The organism is Prevotella jejuni, from assembly GCF_900187995.1.
In the GTDB taxonomy this organism is placed as follows: domain Bacteria; phylum Bacteroidota; class Bacteroidia; order Bacteroidales; family Bacteroidaceae; genus Prevotella; species Prevotella jejuni.
In genome coordinates this window covers 12,390-36,378 of the sequence record NZ_FZNZ01000012.1, presented here as the reverse complement: position 1 = coordinate 36,378, position 23,989 = coordinate 12,390, and the positions used below count along the sequence as shown (strand labels likewise).

At 39.9% G+C, this 23,989-nt stretch carries 22 protein-coding genes; 10 read left to right on the top strand and 12 right to left on the bottom strand.

Features of this window, described 5'->3' with window-relative positions:
• Positions 1–3: 3 nt before the first annotated feature.
• Complete coding sequence (locus CHB62_RS05920; protein WP_089366085.1) at positions 4–1,248, top strand: acyloxyacyl hydrolase; 1,245 nt, start codon at positions 4–6, stop codon at positions 1,246–1,248.
• A gap of 864 nt (positions 1,249–2,112) precedes the next feature.
• On the opposite strand, the gene fmt is transcribed toward CHB62_RS05920, so the two are convergent.
• The 4 genes from fmt to CHB62_RS05900 form a co-directional block, all read right to left on the bottom strand.
• Complete coding sequence (gene fmt, locus CHB62_RS05915; RefSeq protein WP_089366084.1) at positions 2,113–3,126, bottom strand: methionyl-tRNA formyltransferase; 1,014 nt, start codon at positions 3,124–3,126, stop codon at positions 2,113–2,115.
• A gap of 57 nt (positions 3,127–3,183) precedes the next feature.
• Positions 3,184–4,980: a chloride channel protein gene (locus CHB62_RS05910; RefSeq protein WP_089366083.1), complete on the bottom strand. Its 1,797-nt coding sequence runs from the start codon at positions 4,978–4,980 to the stop codon at positions 3,184–3,186.
• A 12-nt stretch (positions 4,981–4,992) separates the two neighbouring features.
• Positions 4,993–5,562 carry an L-threonylcarbamoyladenylate synthase gene (locus tag CHB62_RS05905; RefSeq protein WP_004361264.1) on the bottom strand — a complete coding sequence of 190 codons (570 nt, stop codon included), beginning with the start codon at positions 5,560–5,562 and terminating at the stop codon, positions 4,993–4,995.
• A 431-nt stretch (positions 5,563–5,993) separates the two neighbouring features.
• Positions 5,994–6,995, bottom strand: coding sequence for an ROK family protein (locus CHB62_RS05900; RefSeq protein WP_089366082.1), 1,002 nt, complete (start codon positions 6,993–6,995; stop codon positions 5,994–5,996).
• 130 nt (positions 6,996–7,125) lie between these two features.
• On the opposite strand from CHB62_RS05900, the gene CHB62_RS05895 reads away from it, so the two are divergent.
• From CHB62_RS05895 to CHB62_RS05880, 4 genes are all read left to right on the top strand, one after another.
• Positions 7,126–7,818: a LysE family translocator gene (locus CHB62_RS05895; RefSeq protein ID WP_009011857.1), complete on the top strand. Its 693-nt coding sequence runs from the start codon at positions 7,126–7,128 to the stop codon at positions 7,816–7,818.
• Positions 7,819–7,820: 2 nt separating this feature from the next.
• Positions 7,821–8,429: a DUF4924 family protein gene (locus tag CHB62_RS05890; protein ID WP_089366081.1), complete on the top strand. Its 609-nt coding sequence runs from the start codon at positions 7,821–7,823 to the stop codon at positions 8,427–8,429.
• A 12-nt stretch (positions 8,430–8,441) separates the two neighbouring features.
• Positions 8,442–9,329: a dTDP-4-dehydrorhamnose reductase gene (gene rfbD / locus CHB62_RS05885; protein WP_089366080.1), complete on the top strand. Its 888-nt coding sequence runs from the start codon at positions 8,442–8,444 to the stop codon at positions 9,327–9,329.
• 128 nt (positions 9,330–9,457) lie between these two features.
• Positions 9,458–11,026, top strand: coding sequence for a peptide chain release factor 3 (locus CHB62_RS05880; RefSeq protein WP_089366079.1), 1,569 nt, complete (start codon positions 9,458–9,460; stop codon positions 11,024–11,026).
• Positions 11,027–12,016: 990 nt separating this feature from the next.
• Here CHB62_RS05880 and CHB62_RS05875 read toward each other — a convergent pair.
• The gene (locus tag CHB62_RS05875; RefSeq protein WP_089366078.1) at positions 12,017–12,586 is read right to left on the bottom strand and encodes a hypothetical protein; all 570 of its coding nucleotides are present in this window, start codon (positions 12,584–12,586) and stop codon (positions 12,017–12,019) included.
• Positions 12,587–13,288: 702 nt separating this feature from the next.
• Between CHB62_RS05875 and CHB62_RS05870 the strand changes: the two genes are divergently transcribed.
• Both CHB62_RS05870 and CHB62_RS05865 read left to right on the top strand, forming a co-directional pair.
• Positions 13,289–13,777 (top strand): DUF6359 domain-containing protein, encoded by a 489-nt coding sequence (locus CHB62_RS05870; RefSeq protein ID WP_089366077.1) that lies wholly within the window; start codon positions 13,289–13,291, stop codon positions 13,775–13,777.
• A 121-nt stretch (positions 13,778–13,898) separates the two neighbouring features.
• Positions 13,899–14,495: a sigma-70 family RNA polymerase sigma factor gene (locus tag CHB62_RS05865; protein WP_009011851.1), complete on the top strand. Its 597-nt coding sequence runs from the start codon at positions 13,899–13,901 to the stop codon at positions 14,493–14,495.
• A gap of 94 nt (positions 14,496–14,589) precedes the next feature.
• Here CHB62_RS05865 and rpe read toward each other — a convergent pair whose 3' ends face one another.
• Positions 14,590–15,246 (bottom strand): ribulose-phosphate 3-epimerase, encoded by a 657-nt coding sequence (rpe, locus tag CHB62_RS05860; protein WP_089366076.1) that lies wholly within the window; start codon positions 15,244–15,246, stop codon positions 14,590–14,592.
• 379 nt (positions 15,247–15,625) lie between these two features.
• Here rpe and CHB62_RS05855 point away from each other — a divergent pair, with 379 nt between their 5' ends.
• From CHB62_RS05855 to CHB62_RS05845, 3 genes are read left to right on the top strand one after another with little or no spacing between them, the layout of a single operon-like run.
• The gene (locus CHB62_RS05855) at positions 15,626–16,291 is read left to right on the top strand and encodes a phosphoribosylanthranilate isomerase (RefSeq protein ID WP_089366075.1); all 666 of its coding nucleotides are present in this window, start codon (positions 15,626–15,628) and stop codon (positions 16,289–16,291) included.
• Positions 16,292–16,320: 29 nt separating this feature from the next.
• A complete protein-coding gene (locus tag CHB62_RS05850) occupies positions 16,321–16,890 on the top strand; it encodes an anthranilate synthase component II (RefSeq protein WP_089366074.1) in 570 nt (189 codons plus the stop codon).
• Between the two features lie 25 nt (positions 16,891–16,915).
• Entirely contained in the window at positions 16,916–17,485 is a 570-nt protein-coding gene (locus CHB62_RS05845; RefSeq protein WP_089366073.1) for a UpxY family transcription antiterminator, read from the top strand.
• 345 nt (positions 17,486–17,830) lie between these two features.
• Here the strand turns inward: CHB62_RS05845 and CHB62_RS05840 are convergent, their stop codons facing one another.
• The 6 genes from CHB62_RS05840 to CHB62_RS05815 form a co-directional block, all read right to left on the bottom strand.
• Positions 17,831–18,286: an HU family DNA-binding protein gene (locus tag CHB62_RS05840; protein ID WP_089366072.1), complete on the bottom strand. Its 456-nt coding sequence runs from the start codon at positions 18,284–18,286 to the stop codon at positions 17,831–17,833.
• A gap of 307 nt (positions 18,287–18,593) precedes the next feature.
• Positions 18,594–20,339 carry a hypothetical protein gene (locus CHB62_RS05835; protein ID WP_089366071.1) on the bottom strand — a complete coding sequence of 582 codons (1,746 nt, stop codon included), beginning with the start codon at positions 20,337–20,339 and terminating at the stop codon, positions 18,594–18,596.
• Between the two features lie 35 nt (positions 20,340–20,374).
• Positions 20,375–20,542: a fatty-acid--CoA ligase gene (locus CHB62_RS05830; RefSeq protein ID WP_089366070.1), complete on the bottom strand. Its 168-nt coding sequence runs from the start codon at positions 20,540–20,542 to the stop codon at positions 20,375–20,377.
• A gap of 178 nt (positions 20,543–20,720) precedes the next feature.
• The gene (locus tag CHB62_RS05825) at positions 20,721–20,906 is read right to left on the bottom strand and encodes a hypothetical protein (protein ID WP_089366069.1); all 186 of its coding nucleotides are present in this window, start codon (positions 20,904–20,906) and stop codon (positions 20,721–20,723) included.
• A gap of 309 nt (positions 20,907–21,215) precedes the next feature.
• A complete protein-coding gene (locus CHB62_RS05820) occupies positions 21,216–22,661 on the bottom strand; it encodes a glycoside hydrolase family 57 protein (RefSeq protein ID WP_089366068.1) in 1,446 nt (481 codons plus the stop codon).
• Positions 22,662–22,709: 48 nt separating this feature from the next.
• A complete protein-coding gene (locus tag CHB62_RS05815; RefSeq protein ID WP_089366067.1) occupies positions 22,710–23,978 on the bottom strand; it encodes a glycosyltransferase family 4 protein in 1,269 nt (422 codons plus the stop codon).
• Positions 23,979–23,989: the final 11 nt, after the last annotated feature.

Here is a 23,989-nt window from a genome sequence, read left to right as displayed (position 1 = left end):
CAAGTGAGAAAACTCCTTTTCATACCTTTTTTACTACTCTCTGCAGTTGCTTCTGCAGAGGAGTGTGATTCTATTGCTATATCCAAAACTGGTATAGAGGTGCGTTATACGCCAGCCCAAACTTTATGTATAGACAAGGAACCACGTATCTGGACTAAGACGAAAGAGACGCATGCCATAGCTGCACAAGTAAATATCACACCAACAGAAAATGATTTTGCACGTGATTATAACTACCCAACCTTCTCTGTTGGTCTGCGCTATAACCTTAACCATGGGACTACTATGCATAAAGATACCCCATGGGGAGAGGCACAGCCAGTAGATTATACCAGTAAATTAGGGAACTTCCTAACCCTCTATGGTACGTTTAACCGTCCACTTTATCGTAGTGAACACTGGCAGTGGGGCTATTACTTAGGCACTGGCGTAGGCTATACTTCGCTAAAATATAACCAAAAGAACAATATTGACAACGAATATATTGGTTCACACCTTAATATCTTCTTCACAGCAGGACTGTACGGACAATATAAGGTAGCAAGGGAATGGAGCATAAAAGCTGGATTAGACTTTGCACACCATAGCAATGGGGCTATGGCACGACCCAACAAAGGTGCAAACTATTTAGGTCCATTCCTTGGTATTGTATACGAACCAGAGAAGGAAACAACGAAAGTTGCAAAGGGTAACACACATCCTAAAGATCCCTTCCAAAAGTATTGGTTTACTGAATTCACCCTTGGAATAGGTGGTAAAACTTTACTTGAGGATTGGCAGCAGACACAATTTGAAACTCCACAAGGACATCCTGATTATCGTAGGGAGCAGTTTGCTTTCTACGGAGCCTATTCTTTCCATACTCACCTACTCTATCGTTATGCACGTCGCTGGGCATCTGGCGTAGGCTTTGGTCTTTTCTATGGAGATTATATTAGTAGGGTTGCACAACATGATAAGGAACATGGATACACTGGAGAGAAGCATAGTCCGTGGTCACTGAGCATTGAAGGTCGTCATGAGATCTTTTATGGTAACATGTCTGTTCGTGTCAGCTTAGGCTATTACCTCTACCGACACATGGGTTATAAATCACGCAATGGATTGGAAAGACCTTATCATGAACAAGTTGGTGTGTTTTATGGTTTCCCTAAGCTAAAGAATCTTACTTTAGGCTTCAGCGTTAATGCACATGCAACGAAGGCAGACTTCACAGAACTACAAATAACAATGCCTGTGAGACTATAAAACAAGACAGAATGACAAGAGTTTAGACAGAATGACATAAAGACATATTTCTTTAATGACATATTTTTATGAAGCCAGAATGACATAAAAACATATCACTTTTATGACATATTCAAAGGGAAGACAAAATGACATAAAAACATATTGCTTTAATGACATATTCTAAGGGAAGACAGAAAGACAAGAGTTTAGACAGAATGACATAAAGACATATTTCTTTAATGACATATTTTTATGAAGCCAGAATGACATAAAAACATATCACTTTTATGACATATTCAAAGGGAAGACAAAATGACATAAAAACATATTGCTTTAATGACATATTCTAAGGGAAGACAGAAAGACAAGAGTTTAGACAGAATGACATAAAGACATATTTCTTTAATGACATATTTTTATGAAGCCAGAATGACATAAAAACATATCACTTTTATGACATATTCAAAGGGAAGACAAAATGACATAAAAACATATTGCTTTAATGACATATTCTAAGGGAAGACAGAAAGACAAGAGTTTAGACAGAATGACATAAAGACGTATTACTTTAATGACATAATTTAAGGGAAGACAGAATGACATAAAGACGTATTACTTTAATGACATAATTTAAGGGAAGACAGAATGACATAAAAACATATCACTTTTATGACATATTCTAAGGGAAGACAGAATGAGACTGAATGCAATAGTTTAGACAGAATGACATAATGACGTATTACTTTAATGTCATATTTTAATATGGGACGTGTAGGCTGTGAGTTAAGATATCTTATGTAGCTCTGTCTGATAGCCTATACTTAACTCCTTTCCAAACAACAAAATATGTCATTAAAGCAATATGTCTTTATGTCATTCTGTCTAAAAACGATACTTCTCTATCTCTTTAAACCCATTTAAGAACGAGCGAACATCCATTCGTTTCTTACCTGTCAACTGAATATCAAGAAGCTCCAAGAGGTTATCAGACGTATTGACATAGAGACGGGTCTTTTCTACAACGAGTGTACCAGGGGTACCTACAGATGCACGGTCGGATTTAGCCGTCTTATAAACCTTCATAATCAAAGGCTTTACTCCATTGTCTTCAATAGAACAGAGTGTACTCCAAGTGCCTGGATAAGGGCTAAGCCCACGCACAAAATCATAAACTTTCTTAGCAGACTGGTTCCAATTGATTTCGCATGTCTCCTTGAATATCTTCGGTGCATGATGTAATTCAGCATCTTCACACACCTGAGGAGCACTTATGCCATCAAGAACTGCAGAGAAATCAACATTATCCAAACTATCTTCAGGCAATTTAGATGCAATGAGATCGATTGTTTCCATAGCAATCTTTGCACCTAAATACATCAAGCCATCATAGACATACTCAACATCAGCTGTATCAGGAATAGCAAATGGTTTTTGAAGGATAATGCGACCAGTATCTATGTCTTTATCAAGGAAGAAGGTCGTCACACCTGTCTCGGTCTCACCATTGATAACTGCCCAGTTGATAGGAGCAGCACCACGGTACTGCGGGAGCAAGGCTGCATGTACATTAAACGTACCCAGGCGAGGCATACTCCACACTATCTCTGGCAACATTCGAAAGGCTACAACCACCTGCATATCAGCTTTATAAGAACGCAACTCTTCTATAAAATCAGCATCCTTCATCTTTACAGGCTGCAAAACAGGCAAATTATGTTTAAGTGCATAGAGTTTCACCGGTGATGGCTGCAGCTGTTCTTGATGACGTCCAACAGGTTTATCAGGCTGTGTGACTACAGCTACAACATTATATCCATTCTCAACTAATGCTTTCAACGACTCCACAGCAAACTCTGGAGTACCCATGAAAACAATACGTATATTTTCTTTTTTCATTATCTTTGGGAATTTAACAAGAGGTGAGATAATAAGTAAGAGACGGCAGATACCTATTTATTCTGCACTAAAATCTGCTACAAACTGACGATACATACTATAAAGACGAGCTCGAGAGATATAGCCAACCAACTGGCTATCAATATTCACAACAGGTAAATACTGTGCACCCGTACGTTCAAAAGTCTTCATCACATCCTCCATTGGGTCGTTGACACCGAGCATTGCCGCTGGTGGCGACATCAATTGATTTACATGGAAACGGTGATAAAGTTCAGTACGGAAGATAATATGTCGTAGATTGTTAATATAAATCTCACCTAATAACTTACGAGACTCATCGAGCACAGGAATATAATCATTGCGACTTGAACTGATAGCATGAATAAGTTTTCCCATCTCCATATCAGGTCCGACAGATGTAAAGTCATGATCGATAATCTTATCCATACTCATCAAAGTGAGGATAGACTTATCTGTATGGTGTGTGAGAAGTTTACCTTGCTTTGCCAAACGAACAGCATATATACTATGATGTTCAAAGATATTTATCGTAAGATAAGAACTGATAGTCACGATAATCAATGGGATGAAGAGTTGATAACCGCCTGTTAGCTCGGCAATCAGGAAGATACCCGTCAAAGGTGCATGCATCACAGCCGACATCACAGCTGCCATACCATAGAGCGTAAAGTTCTTCTCTGGAATATAAACACCAAGTTGCTGCATATTCCAAAAACGAGCAAAGAAGAAACCACCAAAACCACCGATGAACAAAGAAGGCGCAAAGGTTCCACCACAACCGCCTGCACCATTTGTTGCACTGGTTGCAAAAACCTTCGTCATGACAACTAAGCCCACATAAAGCAGGAGGAAATTTGACTTCTCTGCAAACATAGAGCCACTCATGATTTGCATCCAGTCGGCTTCTGTCTTTCCTTCTATAAACAATCTCAAACTATCATAGCCTTCACCATAGAGAGAAGGAAAGAGGAAAATAAGTGGAGAAAGTACCAAGCCACCCACAAGCAGTTTCAGATAAGGCTTAGAAGAAAGTTTCCCATAACCATTCTCACACCATGACATCAATCGCATGAAGTAGAGTGATACAAAACCGCAAGCGATACCTAACAAGATAGTCGGTGGTACACGGTCAAGTCCCCAGATGTTATCCATTTGGAAATGAAACATTGACGAACCACCTGTGAAGAAATAGGAGAAACACGTTGCCGTCACTGATGCAATCAATATCGGCAAAAGAGAAGCCATAGTCAAATCGACCATCAACACTTCCAATGTAAATACCAATCCTGCTATTGGCGCCTTGAAAATACCTGATACAGCCGCCGTTGCGCCACAACCCACAAGAAGCATGAGTGTGCGATTATCTAAATTAAAGATACGTCCGAGGTTGCTACCAATAGCTGAACCCGTCAACACAATAGGTGCCTCTGCTCCTACCGAACCACCAAAACCAATCGTAATAGCAGAAGCAACGATAGACGACCAAGTATTATGAGCTTTCAAACGAGATTGTTTCGTAGAAATAGCATAGAGGACACGCGTAATACCATGTGAGATATTATCACGTACAACATACTTAACAAATAGACTTGTCAGCCAAATACCTACGATTGGATAGATGAGATAGAGCCAGTTAATCGTTGCAACATCGAAACCAGAGGTTACTAATTCCTCTATCAATTTGATGATAAAGTGAAGAATATATGCTGCCAATGAAGCAAGAAGACCAATAGCAAACGCCAGTACTAAGACTAACTCGCGATTGGAAACATGATTCTTTCGCCAATTATCAAGTCGAGAAATAATCTCCTGACTACCTGATACTTTCATCTATCTATTCAATTATTTCCTTATAACTTTTACTTCGCCATCAGCAGCCAATTTGATAATGCTGGATGGAGTATGTGGTTTGTGTTCCTGACGTCTTGACTCACAAACATAGTCAACACCATCAAGAATCTCCTGTGAGATATCACGATAATTCTGCGCAGCAGGTTCACCACTGACATTTGCCGAAGTACTTACAATAGCCTTCTGGAATCGATAGCATAACTCATGTGAGAAGGGCTCCTTTGTAATGCGAATACCTATAGAGCCATCTTCTGCTATCAGATTTGGGGCAAGATTAACAGCACCATCAAGAATCAATGTTGTTGGTTTCTCAACAGCTTCTATCAACTGCCAAGCAACATCAGGAACGTTGCGAACATAACGCTGAAGTCGGTTATCAGAATCAACTAAGCAAATAAGAGCCTTCGAATCGTCTCTGCGTTTCAAGGCATATACCTTTGCTACAGCTTCCGCATTGGTAGCATCACAACCTATACCCCACACTGTATCAGTTGGGTAAAGAATGATACCACCCTTTCTCATCACTTCAATCGCTTTCTTGATGTCGTCTTCCTGTTTCATCTTCTGTCCTTTTTATTTCTTTCTAAGTATTATAAGTATTCGCAAAGTTAGATTAAAAAAACGAGAACACAAAACAAAAACTATAAAAAGAAAGTCTACAAAGAGTGATTAATGTTCGGAGGAACCCCTAAAAGCAGACTCTTCTATAAACTTACTTGTGGTAGAACAAATCCTTACTACCAATAAGTTGTCCTTTATCTTGCTCTTCTTTATAACATAGCTATACCCTTACTAAAGATATATCACACGAAAACAAGGATATGGATAACAAACAAAAAAAAGACAAACATCCTCGTAAGTCAGTTCTACCTATTAATATAGAAAGACTGACAAGGGTGTTTGTCCCTACATTATGTACATTTCGTTTCACACTCTATTAAGCGGATAGCCATACGCACCACCTAATAGAAGCCGAAACTATATACCTTATATTATAATTCCCAACCAATAGCTGAAGCACCAAGAACGGCTGCTGCAGCATCGTCAAGCGAACTTACCAAGAACTTTGGTTTATCCTTGAAGATTTCCAAAGCATGCTCCTTATAAGAACGCATGATAGGTTCCATCAACAAATCACCAGCCTTAGTTAGACCACCAAAGAAGATGAAAGCCTCTGGAGAAGAGAAAGTTGCGAAGTCAGCACAAGCCTCACCTAACATATTACCAGTGAACTCGTAAACACGCTTAGCAAGTGCATCGCCACGACCAGCAGCAATAGAAACATCCAAAGATGTAATATCTTCTGGCTTCAACTCACGCAACAAAGAGTCCTCCTTGCTATTCTGCAAGAACTCACGAGCGGTACGAGCAACACCAGTTGCAGAGCAGTAAGTCTCTAAACAACCTGTACGACCACAACCACAAGTACGCCCCTTCTCTCCGCGAACCATAATCACGTGACCCAACTCACCAGCAAAGCCATCAGAACCATAGACCATCTGACCATTGATAACAATACCTGAACCTACGCCTGTACCGAGGGTAATCATGATGAAATCCTTCAAGCCACGTGCCACACCATACTGCATCTCACCGATAGCAGCAGCGTTCGCATCATTGGTAAGACCAACAGGAATACCCAACTTCTGTGAGAACATATCTCCCAATGGCACTACGCCATCGTGTCCCCATAAGAGGTTTGGTGCGAACTCAATCGTGCCACGATAGAAGTTACCATTAGGTGCACCAATACCCATAGCACGGAACTGACCTATTCCACCATATTTAGCAACGAGAGGGCGTATTGCCTCTACACCTGCCTCTACAAAATCGTCGACTGTCTTATAAGCCTGTGTTTTAATAGAATTGGTGGCAAGTACCTGACCACGCTGATCTACGACACCGAATACAGCATTCGTTCCTCCTAAGTCCAAGCCAATTACAAATGGCTTTTCCAATCCAGTTACAACTGGCTTCTGCTCTGTTACGTCCATGACATAATAAGTTTTTAGTTTGAATATACTATGGGCAAAGTTATGAAAAAAGTAGAATACCACAAAGTTTTGTTAGGTAAATTTGCTTATCTCGTATTATTTTTGCAATTTTGCACCCAAAATAACAAGCATGCAATTTCCTATTCAATTAGATATACTGGATTTCATCTTTAAGGGATTACTCATTGGTATTATAGCGTCAGCTCCCATGGGTCCAGTTGGAATATTATGTATACAACGCACTTTAAACAAGGGGCGTTGGTATGGTTTTATAACAGGTATCGGTGCTGCCATCAGTGATACAATCTATGCTTTGATTGTTGGATTAGGCATGAGCTTTATCATGGCTCCTTTAGAGAATCCAACCTACAAGTTGATCTTACAGATTTCAGGAAGCGTGTTACTGCTGCTTTTCGGTGTATATTGTTTCAAATCAGACCCGATGAAGAAAGCTCACCAAAGCGGAAAGGAGAAGGGTTCACTCTTCCACAATGGTGTTACAGCCTTTTTAGTAACGCTTTCTAATCCCTTGATTATCTTTCTTTTCATTGCATCATACGCACAGTTTGCATTCGTACAACCTAATCGTCCATTAGAGATGATTATTGGTTTTGCCTGTGTCCCAGCTGGTGCGTTGCTATGGTGGTATGGTTTGTCATGGCTGATAGACAAGATTAGAGGGAAGTTCGATGTCAATGGTATCCTTATTATAAATAAGGTGATAGGTGCTGTCGTCATCCTGTTCTCTATCATTATGCTTTTGGGAACAGTGTTTAATCTCTATCATTTACCAACTATTGACGGATTAATGGAGAAAGGATAATTATGTTTGTAGCGAAGGAATTAAGAAAAAAGAGCATAGCAGAATACCTGCTTTACATGTGGCAGATAGAAGATACTATCCGTGCATACGGCTGTTCATTGACACGAATCCGTAAAGAATATATCGACCAATTCCAATATACTGACGAGCAAAAAGAGGAAGAGGAAGACTGGTTTGGCGACCTTGTTCGTATGATGAACCAAGAGGGTTGCCGTGAAGGTGGACATCTGCAGATTAATAAGGTGCTCATGCAGGATTTGACAGAACTACACGCACAGTTACTGCAATCGTCTAAGTTCCCTTTCTATTCCGCTGAGTACTATCGTGTTCTGCCTTTCATTGTTGAACTAAGAGGTAAGACTAAGCGCACAGCAGACAAGATGGCTCGTACGAATGACGAACGCCTGAAGACCGTTGCAGCACAGTTAGGAAAGAGCGAGATAGAGACTTGTTTCGACCTCCTCTATGGTGTGATGATGCTTCGTCTGCAGAAGAAAGAAATTACACCAGAGACAACTCGTGCACTTAACGAGATAACAACCTTCATTGGTATGTTATCTGACTATTACATAAAAGATAAGACTGAAGGATTAGACTTCGGCGAAGAATAAAGGAGATAGCGTATGAATATTTTAGTTACAGGAGCTAACGGACAGCTTGGCAACGAGATACAGCTTGTTTCTAAGCAGAGTAAAGACCACTATATCTTCACTGATGTATGTGAAGGATATACTAAGTTGGATATTACTAATTTGGAGGATATCCGCAAGATGGTACATGACAATAAGGTTGAATGTATCATCAACTGCGCTGCATGGACCAATGTAGACAAAGCTGAGACTGCTGGCGAGATTGTTGAACTACTCAACGCCGTTGCCCCAGAGAACCTCGCAAAGGCTATGAAAGAGGTGGGTGGCTTGCTTGTTCATGTCAGTACTGACTATGTCTTCGGTGGCGACCCTTACAACACTCCTTGCAAAGAGGACATGAAGGGTACTCCTACTGGTGTTTATGGCCTTACAAAACTACATGGGGAAGAGAAGATTCAGGCGACTGGTGTCAACTATATTATTCTTCGTACAGCATGGCTTTACAGTGAGTTCGGCCATAACTTCGTGAAAACGATGATGAATCTCACTGCTACTAAACCACAGTTGAAGGTTGTATTCGACCAGTGTGGTACTCCTACCTACGCTGGCGACTTAGCAGATGCTATCTTCAATATCGTTGAGAACCACAAGTATGAGGGGAATAATGGCATCTATCATTTCTCTAACGAGGGTGTATGTAGCTGGTATGACTTCACCATTAAGATTGCAGAACTTGCAGGTAACACAGCATGTGACATCCTTCCTTGCCACAGCGACGAGTTCCCTTCTCCTGTTAAACGTCCTGCTTACTCGGTCCTCGACAAGACTAAGATAAAAGAGACCTTCGGCATAAAGATTCCATATTGGGTTGACTCTCTTAAGAAGTGCATGAAAGGCTTACAGGAACAAGACAAACAATAGGAGTGAAGAAATAAGTTGGATGAGATAATGTTAAGCCGTCATCTTCCTTGGAAACATAAAGGGGAAATAGTCGGCTTTGGCTTAACCAACTGTAGACAAGACTTTTACTCCCAAAGAACATAATACAGATGAATGAAATAGAACGCAGGCGAACGTTCGCCATTATCTCTCACCCAGATGCCGGTAAGACTACTTTGACTGAGAAGTTCCTTCTCTTTGGTGGTCAGATTCAGGTTGCTGGTGCGGTGAAGAGCAACAAGATACGTAAGACGGCTACGTCTGACTGGATGGATATCGAGAAGCAACGTGGTATCTCTGTATCGACCTCTGTGATGGAGTTCGACTACAAAGATTATAAAGTGAATATCCTCGATACGCCTGGTCACCAGGACTTTGCAGAAGATACTTATCGCACTCTGACAGCTGTTGACTCAGCTATCATCGTTGTCGACTCAGCCAAAGGTGTGGAGGCACAGACACGTAAGTTGATGGAGGTGTGCCGTATGCGTAACACACCTGTTATCATCTTTATCAATAAGATGGACCGTGAAGGTCGCGACCCGTTCGAGGTGTTAGACGAATTGGAGGAAGAACTCAAGATTAGTGTACGCCCGCTTTCATGGCCTATCGGTCAGGGTCAGCGTTTCAAGGGTGTGTATAACATCTACGAGCAGCAGCTGAACCTCTTCACACCGAACAAACAGCGTGTGACCGAAAAGGTTGAGGTAGACATCAACTCGAATGACTTGGACGAACAAGTAGGTGCTGAGTTTGCTGAACAGCTACGCAACGACCTCGAATTAGTAAATAGTGTTTATCCTGATTTCGACGTCGAGGCTTATCGTCGTGCGGAGGTTGCACCAGTGTTCTTCGGCTCTGCATTGAATAACTTTGGTGTACAAGAATTACTCGATTGCTTCGTTGAAATAGCCCCAAGTCCACGTCCTACTAACGCTGAAGAACGTGTTGTAGAACCTACTGAACCAAAGTTTACTGGCTTCATCTTTAAGATTACAGCCAATATCGACCCTAATCATCGCAGTTGTATTGCCTTCTGTAAGGTGTGTTCGGGTAAGTTCCAACGCAACCAACCTTACCTCCATGTGCGTAATGGGAAGACGATGCGCTTCTCCTCCCCTACTCAGTTTATGGCACAACGTAAGAGTACTGTAGAGGAGGCTTACCCAGGTGACATCGTTGGTCTGCCTGATAGTGGTGGTGTCTTTAAGATTGGTGACACACTAACTGAGGGAGAAAACATCCACTTCCGTGGTCTGCCAAGTTTCTCTCCAGAACTTTTCAAATATATTGAGAACGATGATCCAATGAAGTCTAAGCAGTTCCAAAAAGGTATCGAACAGCTGATGAATGAAGGTGTCGCACAGTCTTTCGTCAATCAATTCAACAACCGTCGTATCGTGGGAACCGTTGGACAGCTTCAGTTTGAGGTTATTCAGTATCGATTGGAGCATGAATACAATGCGAAATGTCGTTGGGAACCAGTACACCTCTACAAAGCTTGCTGGATTGAGGCTGATGATGAGGCAGAGTTAGAGAACTTTAAGAAGCGTAAATACCAGTATATGGCTAAGGATATTGAGGGGCGTGATGTCTTCCTCGCAGACTCTGGTTACGTGCTAAGTATGGCACAACAAGACTTTGAACATATCCGTTTCCACTTTACAAGTGAGTTCTAAACTTAGGACAAGATAAGATTAAAGCGCCAAAGAGTATGTCTATTCTTTGGCGTTTTTTATATGACAGAACAAGTAAAAGGGGTCCTTTGCTATTCGCTTATACTAAAGAGATTACGCTGCTGGACTGATTTTTACTTAGCAAACGCACCTGAGGTTTCTCTTTATGAGTAATCAATATCATCTTTGCATAGAAAAGGTAAAACCCTTTCCTAACCATTTACAGTTCCTACCCTACCATTATATTACATGGCATTTTAGGTAGAATACACCTACTCAACCAACTTTTCGAGTGATGCTTCAAACGCTCTTCTCACATTTAGAAGGTAACATTATCACCATAAAAAAACATTACACATCATCGAGTTTGTCTCCTTCAAAATAGGAATGATATATCTCACTAAAACAAGCTTATAACATCCAACACATCAGACTATTACGCACAGCCTCCAAGAAGACGCCCTTCTTGCCTCAAGAAGGGCGTCCTCTATAGCCCAGAAAGGCATGTTCTTGAATGAAGAAGGGCATCTTCTTCTCTCCCCCCTATCCTCTCTCCAAACAGTGATGATAGTGATTACCGAAATTAAGCAATCTTTTCTTCCTACACGTTTAGCGTCCTATCTCCTTTTATCAGCCACCTTATAGAAGCAAGCTCACCTTCTCCTCCCCGTTACAATCTACGAGGAGTCAGAGGTGAGGCTACCTTCATTGGGGTAACCTCACTAATTATGTCCCTCCTTTCGGTGAAGGGAAAGGAGAGAAAAAAGTACTCCTATTACTTTTGTAACCTCTATCAATCAATATATCGGAACTGCAAAATTGTTGGTATTCAACATGTACACTACATGTATCAAGCAGCAACACCACCTGTACAATCCCTTTATCTATCAATTAGAGATTAAGAGAAGTATTCATAGATGGTATCCTCCATATCGACAGATGTCAAGGTCGACTTTATACAGAAGATAATTACCCAACAGTACGATAGCCTATCTATTTCCTAACAAACTTCTTACCGTTCTGTATAACTACGCCTTTATAATCCTTACTTACACGCTGACCAGCAAGATTATAGATTGGTGTATTCTCATTAACCTCACTATTATGGATTTCCTTTATACCTGTAGGGGCACTCTTCAAAGTAACAGTTATCTTCTTAACACGTACCTGATGACCAGGAGTCTTAAACTCTACTGACTTTTCATCTCCTGCCCATGTTACATTAACTTTATCATCTGAAATTGTCAAACCAGTCATAGATGAATCAAAGCCATCACCTAAGTATATCTTCTTACCATACTTGATTTTATCACATATAAAAGCTACATTCACTATATTTGCACTTGATGAAGAAATCGTGGTTGTGGCATTCTTATACAGACGATAAGATTGACTTTCATTCAATTTACCAATAGTAAGAGTAATGGTTACTCCCTCTTTTTCAATTGTTAGTCCATCAGCAGTATCTTGACCAGCCTCAAAAGTCACAGTATTCTGAGCAAAAGATAAAGAACTAACAGCAGTTAATGCTGCTACAAAAGCAAAGCGTAAAATTCGATTCATAATAAATTAGTTTAATTAATATAAAGATTTAAATACAATGCAAATATAGATAATAATTATGATATATGCAATTATTAATCAAAGTATAGGTATTTATTTATCCACCTCGACATGTATAAGCAAAGTTTACATAAACACGTGTGTGCGCTTACAATGTTAAAAACATCTTTTTTTATTGGTAAAATTTGCTTTATTACATTATTTGCCCTATATTTGCGATGTGTTTTTCATTGATTTAGATATTCTGCTAAATCATGTTCGAGGTTGGTAGCTTCCTGCACCAACCTCTTTTTTATCATCTCAAATAAATCCTTAGCGAATGTTCCCCATATTCTGTATAGACGAAAAAAGTAGAAACGAAGTTTCCTGTCATATCTGTCATCACTTTCAAAGAGCTAAACAACTTATTTACAAGGCAATACGAGGAAATGTTAAAATGACAGCAACTAACATTAAAACTAAATTCGTATAAATTGATACTTTCCCTTCTCTATTTTAGTTCCTCATCCTTTCATAGCTTCTAACTCATATTTACTTCCACTTTTATTCGACTAATTAGATTAATTCGTAGTCTACTTCTTGTATCTTAGAAGAATTAGAGTCACCTGTAGCACAGACTCCTCTTCAATCAGAAAAATACTGATTTACTTGACAAGTAACAAATGATTACTTATCTTTGTACCAGTTTTTAAACCTAAGTCTATGAAACTGAATAAGCTATTCATCTTACTATTAGCCATAATCTACCTATCTGGTTGTGGCAAAACAATTCTACCCTCTGAGAATGAACAGGAAGAAGAAACAGAGAAAGAAACACCTTCTTCATCGCCTGTCGACGACGAGACAGTCTATAGTGTGGAAGAGTTCATCGAAGGAAACTTTGGAGACAAAGCTGTCTGGGTACAGGGTTATATCGTTGGCGCATGTAAACGAAGTATCAAACAAGCCGAATGGGAACCTCCATTCTCGTATAATACGGCTATCTTGCTGGCTGATAGCCCAGAAGAAACAGACCCTGATAAGGTTATATCCATTCAGATGGTTAACAAGCAAATGAAAGAAAACATTGCCTTAGATAGTAATCCACAAAACTATGGGAGGCAGATAGCATTCTTAGGTATTAAACAGAAATACTTAGGAATACCTGGTATAAAAAAGCATATATTGGCCATTGAATGGCTTGACGAATGACTTTTTTATATGAAACATTTGCTCTAAAAGAGAAAAATGATTATATTTGCAACACCAAATAATTGTAAAAGTTAGAAAAGCCTATCGACACACTTCTACTTCATAAGAAAGAGAATTAAAAATGAAGAAACTGAATGAGATGACCGACGAGCAGTTGGCATTGTCATACATTGAAGGAAGCAACGATGCGTTCGACCTGTTGCTGTCACGCAATCAGTCGAAACTCTTCTCGTATATTCTATTCGTTGTGCATGATAGGGATGCTGCTGATGACTTGTTTCAAGAGACTTTCGTAAAGATTATAACGAAGTTGCAACAGGGAAGATACTCACCAACTGGTAAGTTCTCTGCATGGATTATGCGTATCGCTCATAACGTTATCATGGATTGGTATCGTGCACAACGTGCTGACAAGGTGATTGATGCACCCAAAGACAACGACCTATCCAATGTTGGTGGTGACGATACTGTCATTGACAACATTGAGTGTCAGTTCATTAACAGCCAGACACTCTCTGACGTAAAGCGCATGATGAATCTTCTTCCTGCTACACAGCGTGAAGTTGTATTTATGCGTTTCTATCAAGAGATGTCGTTTAAGGAGATTGCTGAAACTACAGGTGTTAGCATTAATACCAGCCTTGGGCGGATGCGTTATGCCATCTTCAACCTAAGAAGAATGGTTCGCGAACACAAGGTGAACCTACAGTTAGCATAAAGATTTACACCTCTTTGAATTAATTATAAAATGGTCCTCGCTTGTTTCTCTACAATGTAGTTGAAACAAGCGAGGGTCGCTTTATACCTTATAATTATCTATGCAACTGCTTGAGAGAGTGGATTGTTGCTTTTGGGTCAGCTGCCTTAAAGACATAACTACCACTAACGAGAATGTCGACACCTGCCTCTACTAAACGAGGGGCAGTGTCAACTTGCACTCCGCCATCTACCTCTATCAAGGCTTGGCTACCTCCACGCTCTATCAGTTGACGAAGACGTTGAACCTTCTTAATACTGCTTTCAATGAATTTCTGTCCTCCGAAACCAGGATTAACACTCATGAGCTGAACAATATCTACATCGCCAATGATATCCTCAAGTACATTGACAGGTGTTGAAGGATTAAGGGTTACACCCGCCTTCATCCCTGCATCGTGAATAGCCTGTATCGTTCGATGTAAATGAACACATGCCTCATAGTGGACATTCATGATTGCAGCACCCGACTTGGCGGTCTGTTGAATATAATTCTCTGGATGAACAATCATCAAATGAACATCCATAGGCTTCTTACAAACCTTTCCGACAGCATCGAGTATAGGGAATCCAAAAGAGATATTAGGGACGAAGACACCATCCATAACATCCATGTGGAGCCAATCGGCCTCACTTTCGTTAATCATTTCAATCTCCTTATCCAAATGAAGGAAATTAGCAGAGAGTAGAGAAGGTGATACTATTGTTTCCATATAAGACTTAGTTCAAGCAAAAGGTTTGCATTTTTCCATTAACTTTAATTACCCGATAGGTATAAGCTATCTGTCGGATGAGGTTAAGCGTCTTCTCAGACGGCTTAAGTTCTTCTGAAGTAAATATTCTAACCATAGGCTGGAAATGTTTTATTGAGAGTTATTATATCTTCTAAACGATATAAATTAGATATTATTATATCTCTTTACAAGAATATTTCTTCTTTATATGTATTAATTCTATCAGAATACTCTTGCATTGCTCCTTTTTACCTATCTTTCCCTTAATGATACAAGCTTTTCTCCATCCCATAGGCTCATAATTCGATAATTTTATGTAAGTTTGTAGCCTAAAAGTATTTGAGAATTTTATATCTATATGATTATAAAGGTATGTGGCATGCGTGATGCCCGCAATATTCACGAGGTTTCTCAACTTGGCATAGACTGGATAGGATTGGATTTCATTCCTAACAGCGAACGTTATGTGAGTCAAATAGCATCATGTGCGGGGATAATTCCTGACTATAGTAGCCTTTCTGACCTGTCTTCAGACAAACTATCCCAACAGAAAAAAGGTCCTGTTCTTTGTGGAGTCTTTGCTGATGACATGCCACAAAATATTGTTACACGCGTTGTTAACTTCGATCTTGATGTTGTCCAACTTAATGGAGAAGAAAGTATGGTGATGATTGATAATCTTCGCCGTACCCTTGACCCAGACATTCATGCAGGAATAAAGATTATGAAGCGCATTGTCATTACAAAGCGTGAGGACATTGAGAAATACAAGGAATATGCAGAAGAGGTTGATTATTTCCTCTTTGACATCCAAGAGAATCTAAAGGATTGGAGCATTTTGGAAGCGTATGACGGGAAAGTTCCTTTCCTTGTAAGTGGGAATATTGGTGCTGAAGATATTGAGAATATCAAAACACTCTCCCACCCTCTGTTCTATGGTATCAGTGTAAACGAGAAATTTGAGAGCGCACCAGCAGTAAAGGACATTGCATTACTGAAGGACTTTCTTGAAAAGATAAAGTAAGGTTTATCGATTAAAAGGTTGAGACACGAATGAAAACAAATTGTGTTATCATTGACAACTACGATTCTTTTACCTACAATCTTGTTCATCTCATAAAGGAGTTGGGAGCTAATGTGACGGTAGTTCGCAACAACCAGTTTGCTCTTGAAGACTTGAATGCTTACGACCGTATCGTTTTGAGTCCTGGTCCTGGGGTCCCTTCTGAAGCTGGCCTACTATTGGATGTTATTCATCGGTATGCTGGCGTAAAACCTATCTTGGGCGTTTGCTTGGGCCATCAAGCTATTGGCGAAGTGTTCGGAGCAAAGTTGAAGAATTTGCCTGATGTCTTTCATGGTGTGACAACAGAAACAACACAAGTCATTGATACCCCTTTGTTTGACGGTCTTCCAAAACATTTTCTTGTGGGAAGATATCATAGCTGGGTCGTAGAAAGGACCAACTTTCCTGATTGCTTGGAGGTTATCGCCGAGAGCAAGGAGGGATTCATCATGGCATTACGCCATAAGACACATAATATATATGGTATACAGTTCCACCCAGAAAGTGTTTTAACACCTGATGGGAAGAAGATTATGGCGAATTGGTTACACATCTAACAAATAAAAAATCTTGTACTTTACTATGACAAAGGCGACAAGCTATACAGATGAAGTCATCGACGACGGAGCACCGTGGTATGCTGTGAAACTATTCACACTGAAACTTGAAGAGGTGAGAACCTATTTTACAAATCATAACTTGGAATGTTTCGTTCCAGAACAATATGTTGACATTGAGGGACGAGACGGTAAACCACACACTGTTCTTCGCCCTGTTGTTCGTAATCTTATCTTTGTTAAGAAACCTGGAGAAGACATTTCATTTCAGAAGATTGTACAAGAAGCCAACTATAAGATTAGCGTTGTAAAGAAAGCTAAGGATTCACAAGAGTATGCTCTTATCCCACACGACCAGATGTATGAGTTCCGTTTGATGTGTAATCCAGAGATAACGATGCGTAAGTTCCTCTCTTCAGACGAGGCACAAATGAAAGCTGGGGACGAGGTTCTTGTTAAGTTTGGACCATTAAAGGGAATGACTGGGCGATTAGTTCGCTCAAGTAAGAAGTATTATCTCTTAAAAGAAATCCCAGGTATAGGTGTAATGCTCAAAGTTTCTCGCTGGTGCTGTGTACCAATGGAGGAGAAATAAGTCCCCCTTACCTTCCCTCATAGGAAGCACCACCATGAAATCCAAACACATGTGAATAGTTATCTGTCTATCTATGAAAACAGAAAGAAAAAACTTGCCCCTTAACACCAACAATGGTGACAGGGGGCAAGAAACGAAAATTAAATTACCGATGTATCGTCATTGATATCACATCAATGCCTTCCCGCTGGAAACATAATTAAAACTAAATTAATCAATTCAGTATTATTAAAACCGAACTTTTTCTTTCTTGAATATTGGCCCTATTAGCCTTAAGCCCTATTAGTCCTATTAGCCTTATTGGCCCTATTAGTCCCATTAACCTTATTAGCCCAATATTATCCCTCACTCTTGTCCTGCTACCGGGCCTCCTCCTTCATTCTTTTTCTTGTCTTCCTTTTTCTTATCCGTGCCTGTTTCCTCCTTCTTTTTCGCTGTTTCGTAGGAGTTGTCACGCAAGGCAGCTTTCAACTCTACACCTGGTGTAAATGTTATTCGAGGTTTGATAGTCTCAGTCTTAAATGCTTTCTCGGTTAAAGCCCCTTCACTCGATAAAGTCAGACGCATCGTACCAAACTCGCCCAATTGCACACTAAAGCCATCACGTAGATAACTGGGAAGGCGGTCTATAAAGTTGAACAGTACATTCTCAATGTCACCACGTGTCAAAGACGAACGCCCTGCGATATCCTTTGCTATATCGTGCATCGTCTTCTTACCTGCATTTACTGGGTTTGCATACCATTTTCCTGGGTCGCCTTGCTTCCTCGGGTTTGTTCTCACTACTAATTTTACTTTCATAGTTTTTTGTTTATTAGAATTAAACTTATTATTATTATTAAAATGCCTCGTCCATCTTCCTTTAGATCTCTAGTACGCAGGCATTGTTTTTCATTATTAAATTACTCTATTTTTTGTGATTCCTTCCATCTCAAAAAATACTCCTTGTTTCGCAAAAAATCTTCCTTGTTTGCGATAAATTTTCTCCTTGTTCCCGATTTATTTCTTCCTTGTTCCCCGTAAATTTTCTCCAAGGAAGAAATTTTCGCGGAACAAGGAAGAATTTCATTAGCACCAAAAGTATTAGCTTTTCTCTTTTTCTTAATACTTAATACTTAATGAATGGTCTTACTTTACCTGTGACACTCTTAAATTCTGCTCTTAAATTACAACTAGTACTTCCTAGAGAAACTTGAACTTGAGGATAATATGTACCATTCCCTTTACACTCGGTATTCATCCAATAAGCATTATTAGTTGGAGGCGTCCCGCCTGCATCCGTAAAAGCCTTATTAAAGCGGGTCATGTTTATGCTCTTTAAAATATTTAGTGGTGCACCTGCAAAAAAGCTCGAAGGGTCACCTGTAGGAGCTGTATATTCTAACTCTCCCAAAACATTGCCCATGTTTAAGAATTCGACGACTGTTGGAATATACCATACTTTATCGACACCAATAACAGCACTAGAACTGCCGCCAAATCCTACCGTTTGATAATAGTCTCTAGCAAGTTCCCTTGCTGGGTTGGATGAAGATATATTACTATAGTTCATACCCCCATTATTGAATAAGTCGTCAAAACTTTGTACTGGAGAATAACTCTCTTGTGTACTTGAATAAGACCAAACAGGAGGAGTTCCTCCATCATCTGCATCTTTTAATGCTACTGCTAGGTGGGCATAAGGATCTATGACTACTCCAATAGGTGTTTTGCTAGGATTATCAGCTAAGAAACCTGCCGTTCCATCTTTAAACAAATACATATTCTTAGACATTCGGAGCTTTATCTTCACATTATATCTCTTATTTGCCTCAACCAGCTTATGCGTAGGGACAGTAATGCTTTTACCAACCAAACTTTGCCCATAAATCTCACCAAAAGTGAAAGTTAATTTAAAGTCTCCACAATCACTTGTCGGAAGATAATAACTTAAAGTCGCATTATTATAGATTCCAAGCTTACTTCCTACCCAAAAGATTCCATAACTATATGCCGTATTTCTTCCTTCTACATTTACAGATAAATCCTCTTTTCCCATAACCGGATAACTATAATTATCCATTGAAAAGTTATAAACCTCTTTCTCAGGAATTTTATTAGGTGCAGTTTCTATTGTGTATTTTAAACGCTCTGCAGGTTTCTCCGGCTTGTAATCCCCCCAGCCAACATACGAAATACCTGGCTGCATTACTGAATAGTATTCCCCCGTTATAGGACAATTCACAAAAGCAAGATTAAAAGTTACCATAGACCCAACATGCTTCATCTCAAAAGCTACATACTGCTTAGGGTCTTGATTGATAACAACGCCACGCTTTACAGCAAAGCGAGCTGTACTAGCATCTGCACGATTAACGCTATATTGTGTGCCATTAGCAGAAACCTTATCATTGAAGCAAACAAAGTCGTAAGTTCCATGAGGAAGAACGATATAGCCTTCATCACCAGTGTCAGGGGTAAAGGTTGAATTATTAAACGTACCCTTGAGCTGTCCCTTCAAAACTCCACCTTGGTAAGCCTGAATTGTATAGTGACTTGATCCATATATAGCACGTGTTGCAACTTTCGGTGCTACACTATGAGTAGTATCAGGCACTAGACTTACCTCTGCAGTCCAGCCGTCACCCAAATCCTGTACCTCTGTTTGTGGTTGGGCAGCTGCACGCGTACCAGTAGCACCCACTACTGTCTCGTAGTCTTTTTCAGCAATCGTAAATGAGACACGCTCCATGCCATTCTGTGGCGTTGCGCCGTCTGCTAAGTCTTCGCTATTACTACAGCTTGATAAGACAAAGCAAGTAACTAGACTAAATACAAGCGTAGAAAGCGATACCTTAAAAATATTTTTATTCATTGTTTTTTCTTTTAATTGTTATTACTCGCTAATTGCTAGAATTCAATTGTTCCACCATCAACTTCTCCACCATTTTCCCAGCCAGTCTCGTTAGTCTGTGGAGCATTGGGGTATACCGATGTACAAATAAAGTTTTCGAGTTCAAGTCCATGAACATTACATTCGGGACGTTCATATACCCTTTTTAATTTCTTTTTCTCCATTGTTTTATTAATTAAAATAGTTATTACTTTGTGCTTAATTTCTTCTTATTTCGTTTACGTAGGAACACAAAAAAAAGAACAAAGGAAACTCCAAAAAGTCCTTTGTTTACAGGGGTTGCACGGCGCGACTCGCGCGCGTATGCGAGAAGAAAAAAATGTGTAGTTTACGCCTGCTCTACTAGAGAGAGAGAGAGAGAGAGAGAGAGAGTATACAAATATTTGGAACTACCAAATATTTTGCAGTATTTCTTTCATCTTTTTTACTCTCAGTACTTAATGATTCAGCTACAGGCACGACAGAAACAACTCCTTTATTGTAAAAGGCGCTGTTCGTTGTGGTTTTAATATTTATTATCTGAATCATTATCGTTATTCTCTGTTTCGGCTGCAAAAGTAATAAAAGATATTAAAACGGCAAAGAAAACTTCAGAAAAATTATAGAATAAACTAAAATTATTAAATTAACAGGAGAATAGATAGACGTCGTTTAGTAGAAAGCATGTATATAGACATAAAGGCACAAAGACAAACAGAAGGCATAGAGGAAAAGAGATTTTAGGTCTCTTTTTATCACTTATGCCAGACTTAGAAGATACAAAAAAACACTCATATAGCACAGCTGATAGATTCACCAGTTTGCTATATGAGCGTTAAACGTATTGTTATAAAAGACTTACTTAGCTTTCACTTCTTCAGCAACAGCCTTTACAGCTTTTTTAGCAGAAACTTTCTTGACAGGTTTCTTTGCTGCAGTCTTTGATGTAGTAGCCTTCTTCGCTGACGATTTCTTCTCTAACTGCGCACGGAGTTTATCACCTTCAACTTCCAATTTGTCAACCTTTGCTTGAAGATTACTAATATCATTAGTTCTCATTTCAATCTCATCGCCTTGGTTGCGGATAGTGGTAAGCAAGCTATTCAACTCCTCATTATCAATATCAGCAGGATAAAGTGTATTAACACGATTCAAGAAGTCACCAAGAATATTCATATAATTGGTGAAGGCATCAAATGGACTATCATAGATACCACGATCCATTCCAACACGTGAAGGTTTGGTTGACATAAAGCGGAAGTTGTCACTTGCCTGCAAATAGTCCCAGTCTTGATTGATACGTGGGTCGTTAGCAATACGTACACGATCAGCAATACTATACAACTTGTTGAAAGCTTCACGCTGCATTGGATTACCCAACCAAGTGCTGACATCACGCTCTTCGTCCATCCAGCTCAATGTGTCTGGTACATAGAGGTTGTCAACACTCTTCAACTTCATACAAATCTCTGTTGGAGTTGAGAAAGTAATGCCACGCTGTTTAGCGCAAGCTGGCAATGCTTTAAAGAACTCAAGGATATTACTTGACAATGGCTGCTCGATACCAAGTGCTGAAAGGTTCATAAAGATACCGATTACCTGCTCCTCCTCTGGGAGTGCTGCAATCTGTGCCATATATGTATCAGCAAACAAAGGGTAACCATCCCAATCTGAATTGTTGAAACGCAATGAGATATCATCACTCAATTTTACATCACGCAACAAAAGTTTCAGGTTAGGAGCAAGCGCACAATTATATACATAATGTGGACTCTTCCATCCCAAGACGTGTTTTGCACCCTCTGTCAACATTCCCTTGAAGCCCATCTGAGAAGCTATCAAGCCAATGTCGTCACTATAGATAAGCGAGGAGTTACGCAATACCTTTGGTGTTTGCCCAAAATATTCCTTAATCTTTTTAGCCTGACGCTTTACTTCAGACTTAAAGCTTTCCTCGTTAGCCAATGATGCCAAACCATGAGAATAAGGCTCTGCAAGAAATTCTACACAGCCAGTATTGTTTAGTTCCTGCAGCTTATCAAGTACCTGTGGGGCATGCATCTCAAGTTGTTCAATACCTACACCCGAAAGTGAAAAAGCTACCTTAAATGCTTTACCATTGTCTTTAATCATCTGCAACAGCGTGTCCAAAGCTGGCATATAGCTTCTCTCGGCGATTTCTGATACCGAACGCTCGTTCTCGAAATCGTCATAATAATAATGGTCGGTACCAATATCAAAGAAGCGGTAGCGTTTCAGGTGAACTACCTGATGTATCTCGAAATATAAACAGATTGTTTTCATTATCTTTTTGTTTTAGTTTTAAAAAGGTTATTAGTACTCTCATGGCTTTTACTGCCAACCCAAGGTTCGAAGGTAAAGTTCACGAATCCACGCACCAACCTTCTCCCATGTTATCTGGTCAACCTCTCGTTTACCCTCTTGAGAGAGGTAATCGAAGAAGCTCTCATTGTGACAAATAGAGTAGATTGCATCGGCAAGCGCATGAATGTCCCAATAGTCTACCTTAATACAGTTGTTGAGAATTTCCGCACAACCGCTTTGTTTTGAGATGATACTTGGTGTACCGCACTGCATTGCTTCCAAAGGAGAGATTCCGAAAGGCTCACTTACTGATGGCATCACATAGACATCAGATGCCTTCAAGCACTCATAAACCTGACTTCCTCTCATAAAACCGGGGAAGTGGAAACGATCGGCAATACCTCGTTCAGCGGCAAGATAAATCATCTGATCCATCATATCGCCTGAACCTGCCATACAGAAACGAACATTACGTGTACGATGAAGTACCATATTGGCAGCCTCAACAAAGTATTCTGGTCCTTTCTGCATCGTCAAACGACCAAGGAATGTTACAACCTTCTCCTTACCCTTATGGTCTGGACGTGGCATATCTGCAATATCCTTTGCTAATGGATAAACGGCATTATGAACCGTAAACACTTTACGTGGATCCTGATGATACTGATTTATTACCGTCTGGCGTGTAAGTTCTGACACACACATAATGCAATCAGCATTGTCCATACCATCCTTTTCTATACCATATACGGTTGGATTAACATTACCACGTGAGCGGTCGAAATCGGTTGCATGCACATGAATACACAATGGTTTACCAGACACACGCTTAGCATGAATACCAGCAGGATATGTCAACCAGTCGTGTGCATGGATAATATCGAAATCGTATGTACGTGCAACTACACCAGCAATAATCGAATAATTATTAATCTCTTCATGTAGATTAGCAGGATAACCTCCCGCAAAATCCATTGCACCAAGGTCGTTGACGTTCATATAATTGAAATCGGCATAGATGTGCTCACGCAACTTGAAGTAAAGTTCTGGCGACATAATATTACCAAGACGTTCCTTCACATAATCATAGCCAAGTTCACGATAAGCGATTGGCACATGATTCATTGCCACAATCTCAGCGTATGTATGGTCTTCATCACCAAAAGGATGTGGCAAGCAGAGGATAGTCTCAACATCGCCCTGCGCATGCAGACCTTCTGAAATACCAAAGTTAGCAGTTGCTAAACCGCCATATACATGAGGAGGATACTCCCATCCAAACATTAAAACTTTCATATTAGTCCCTC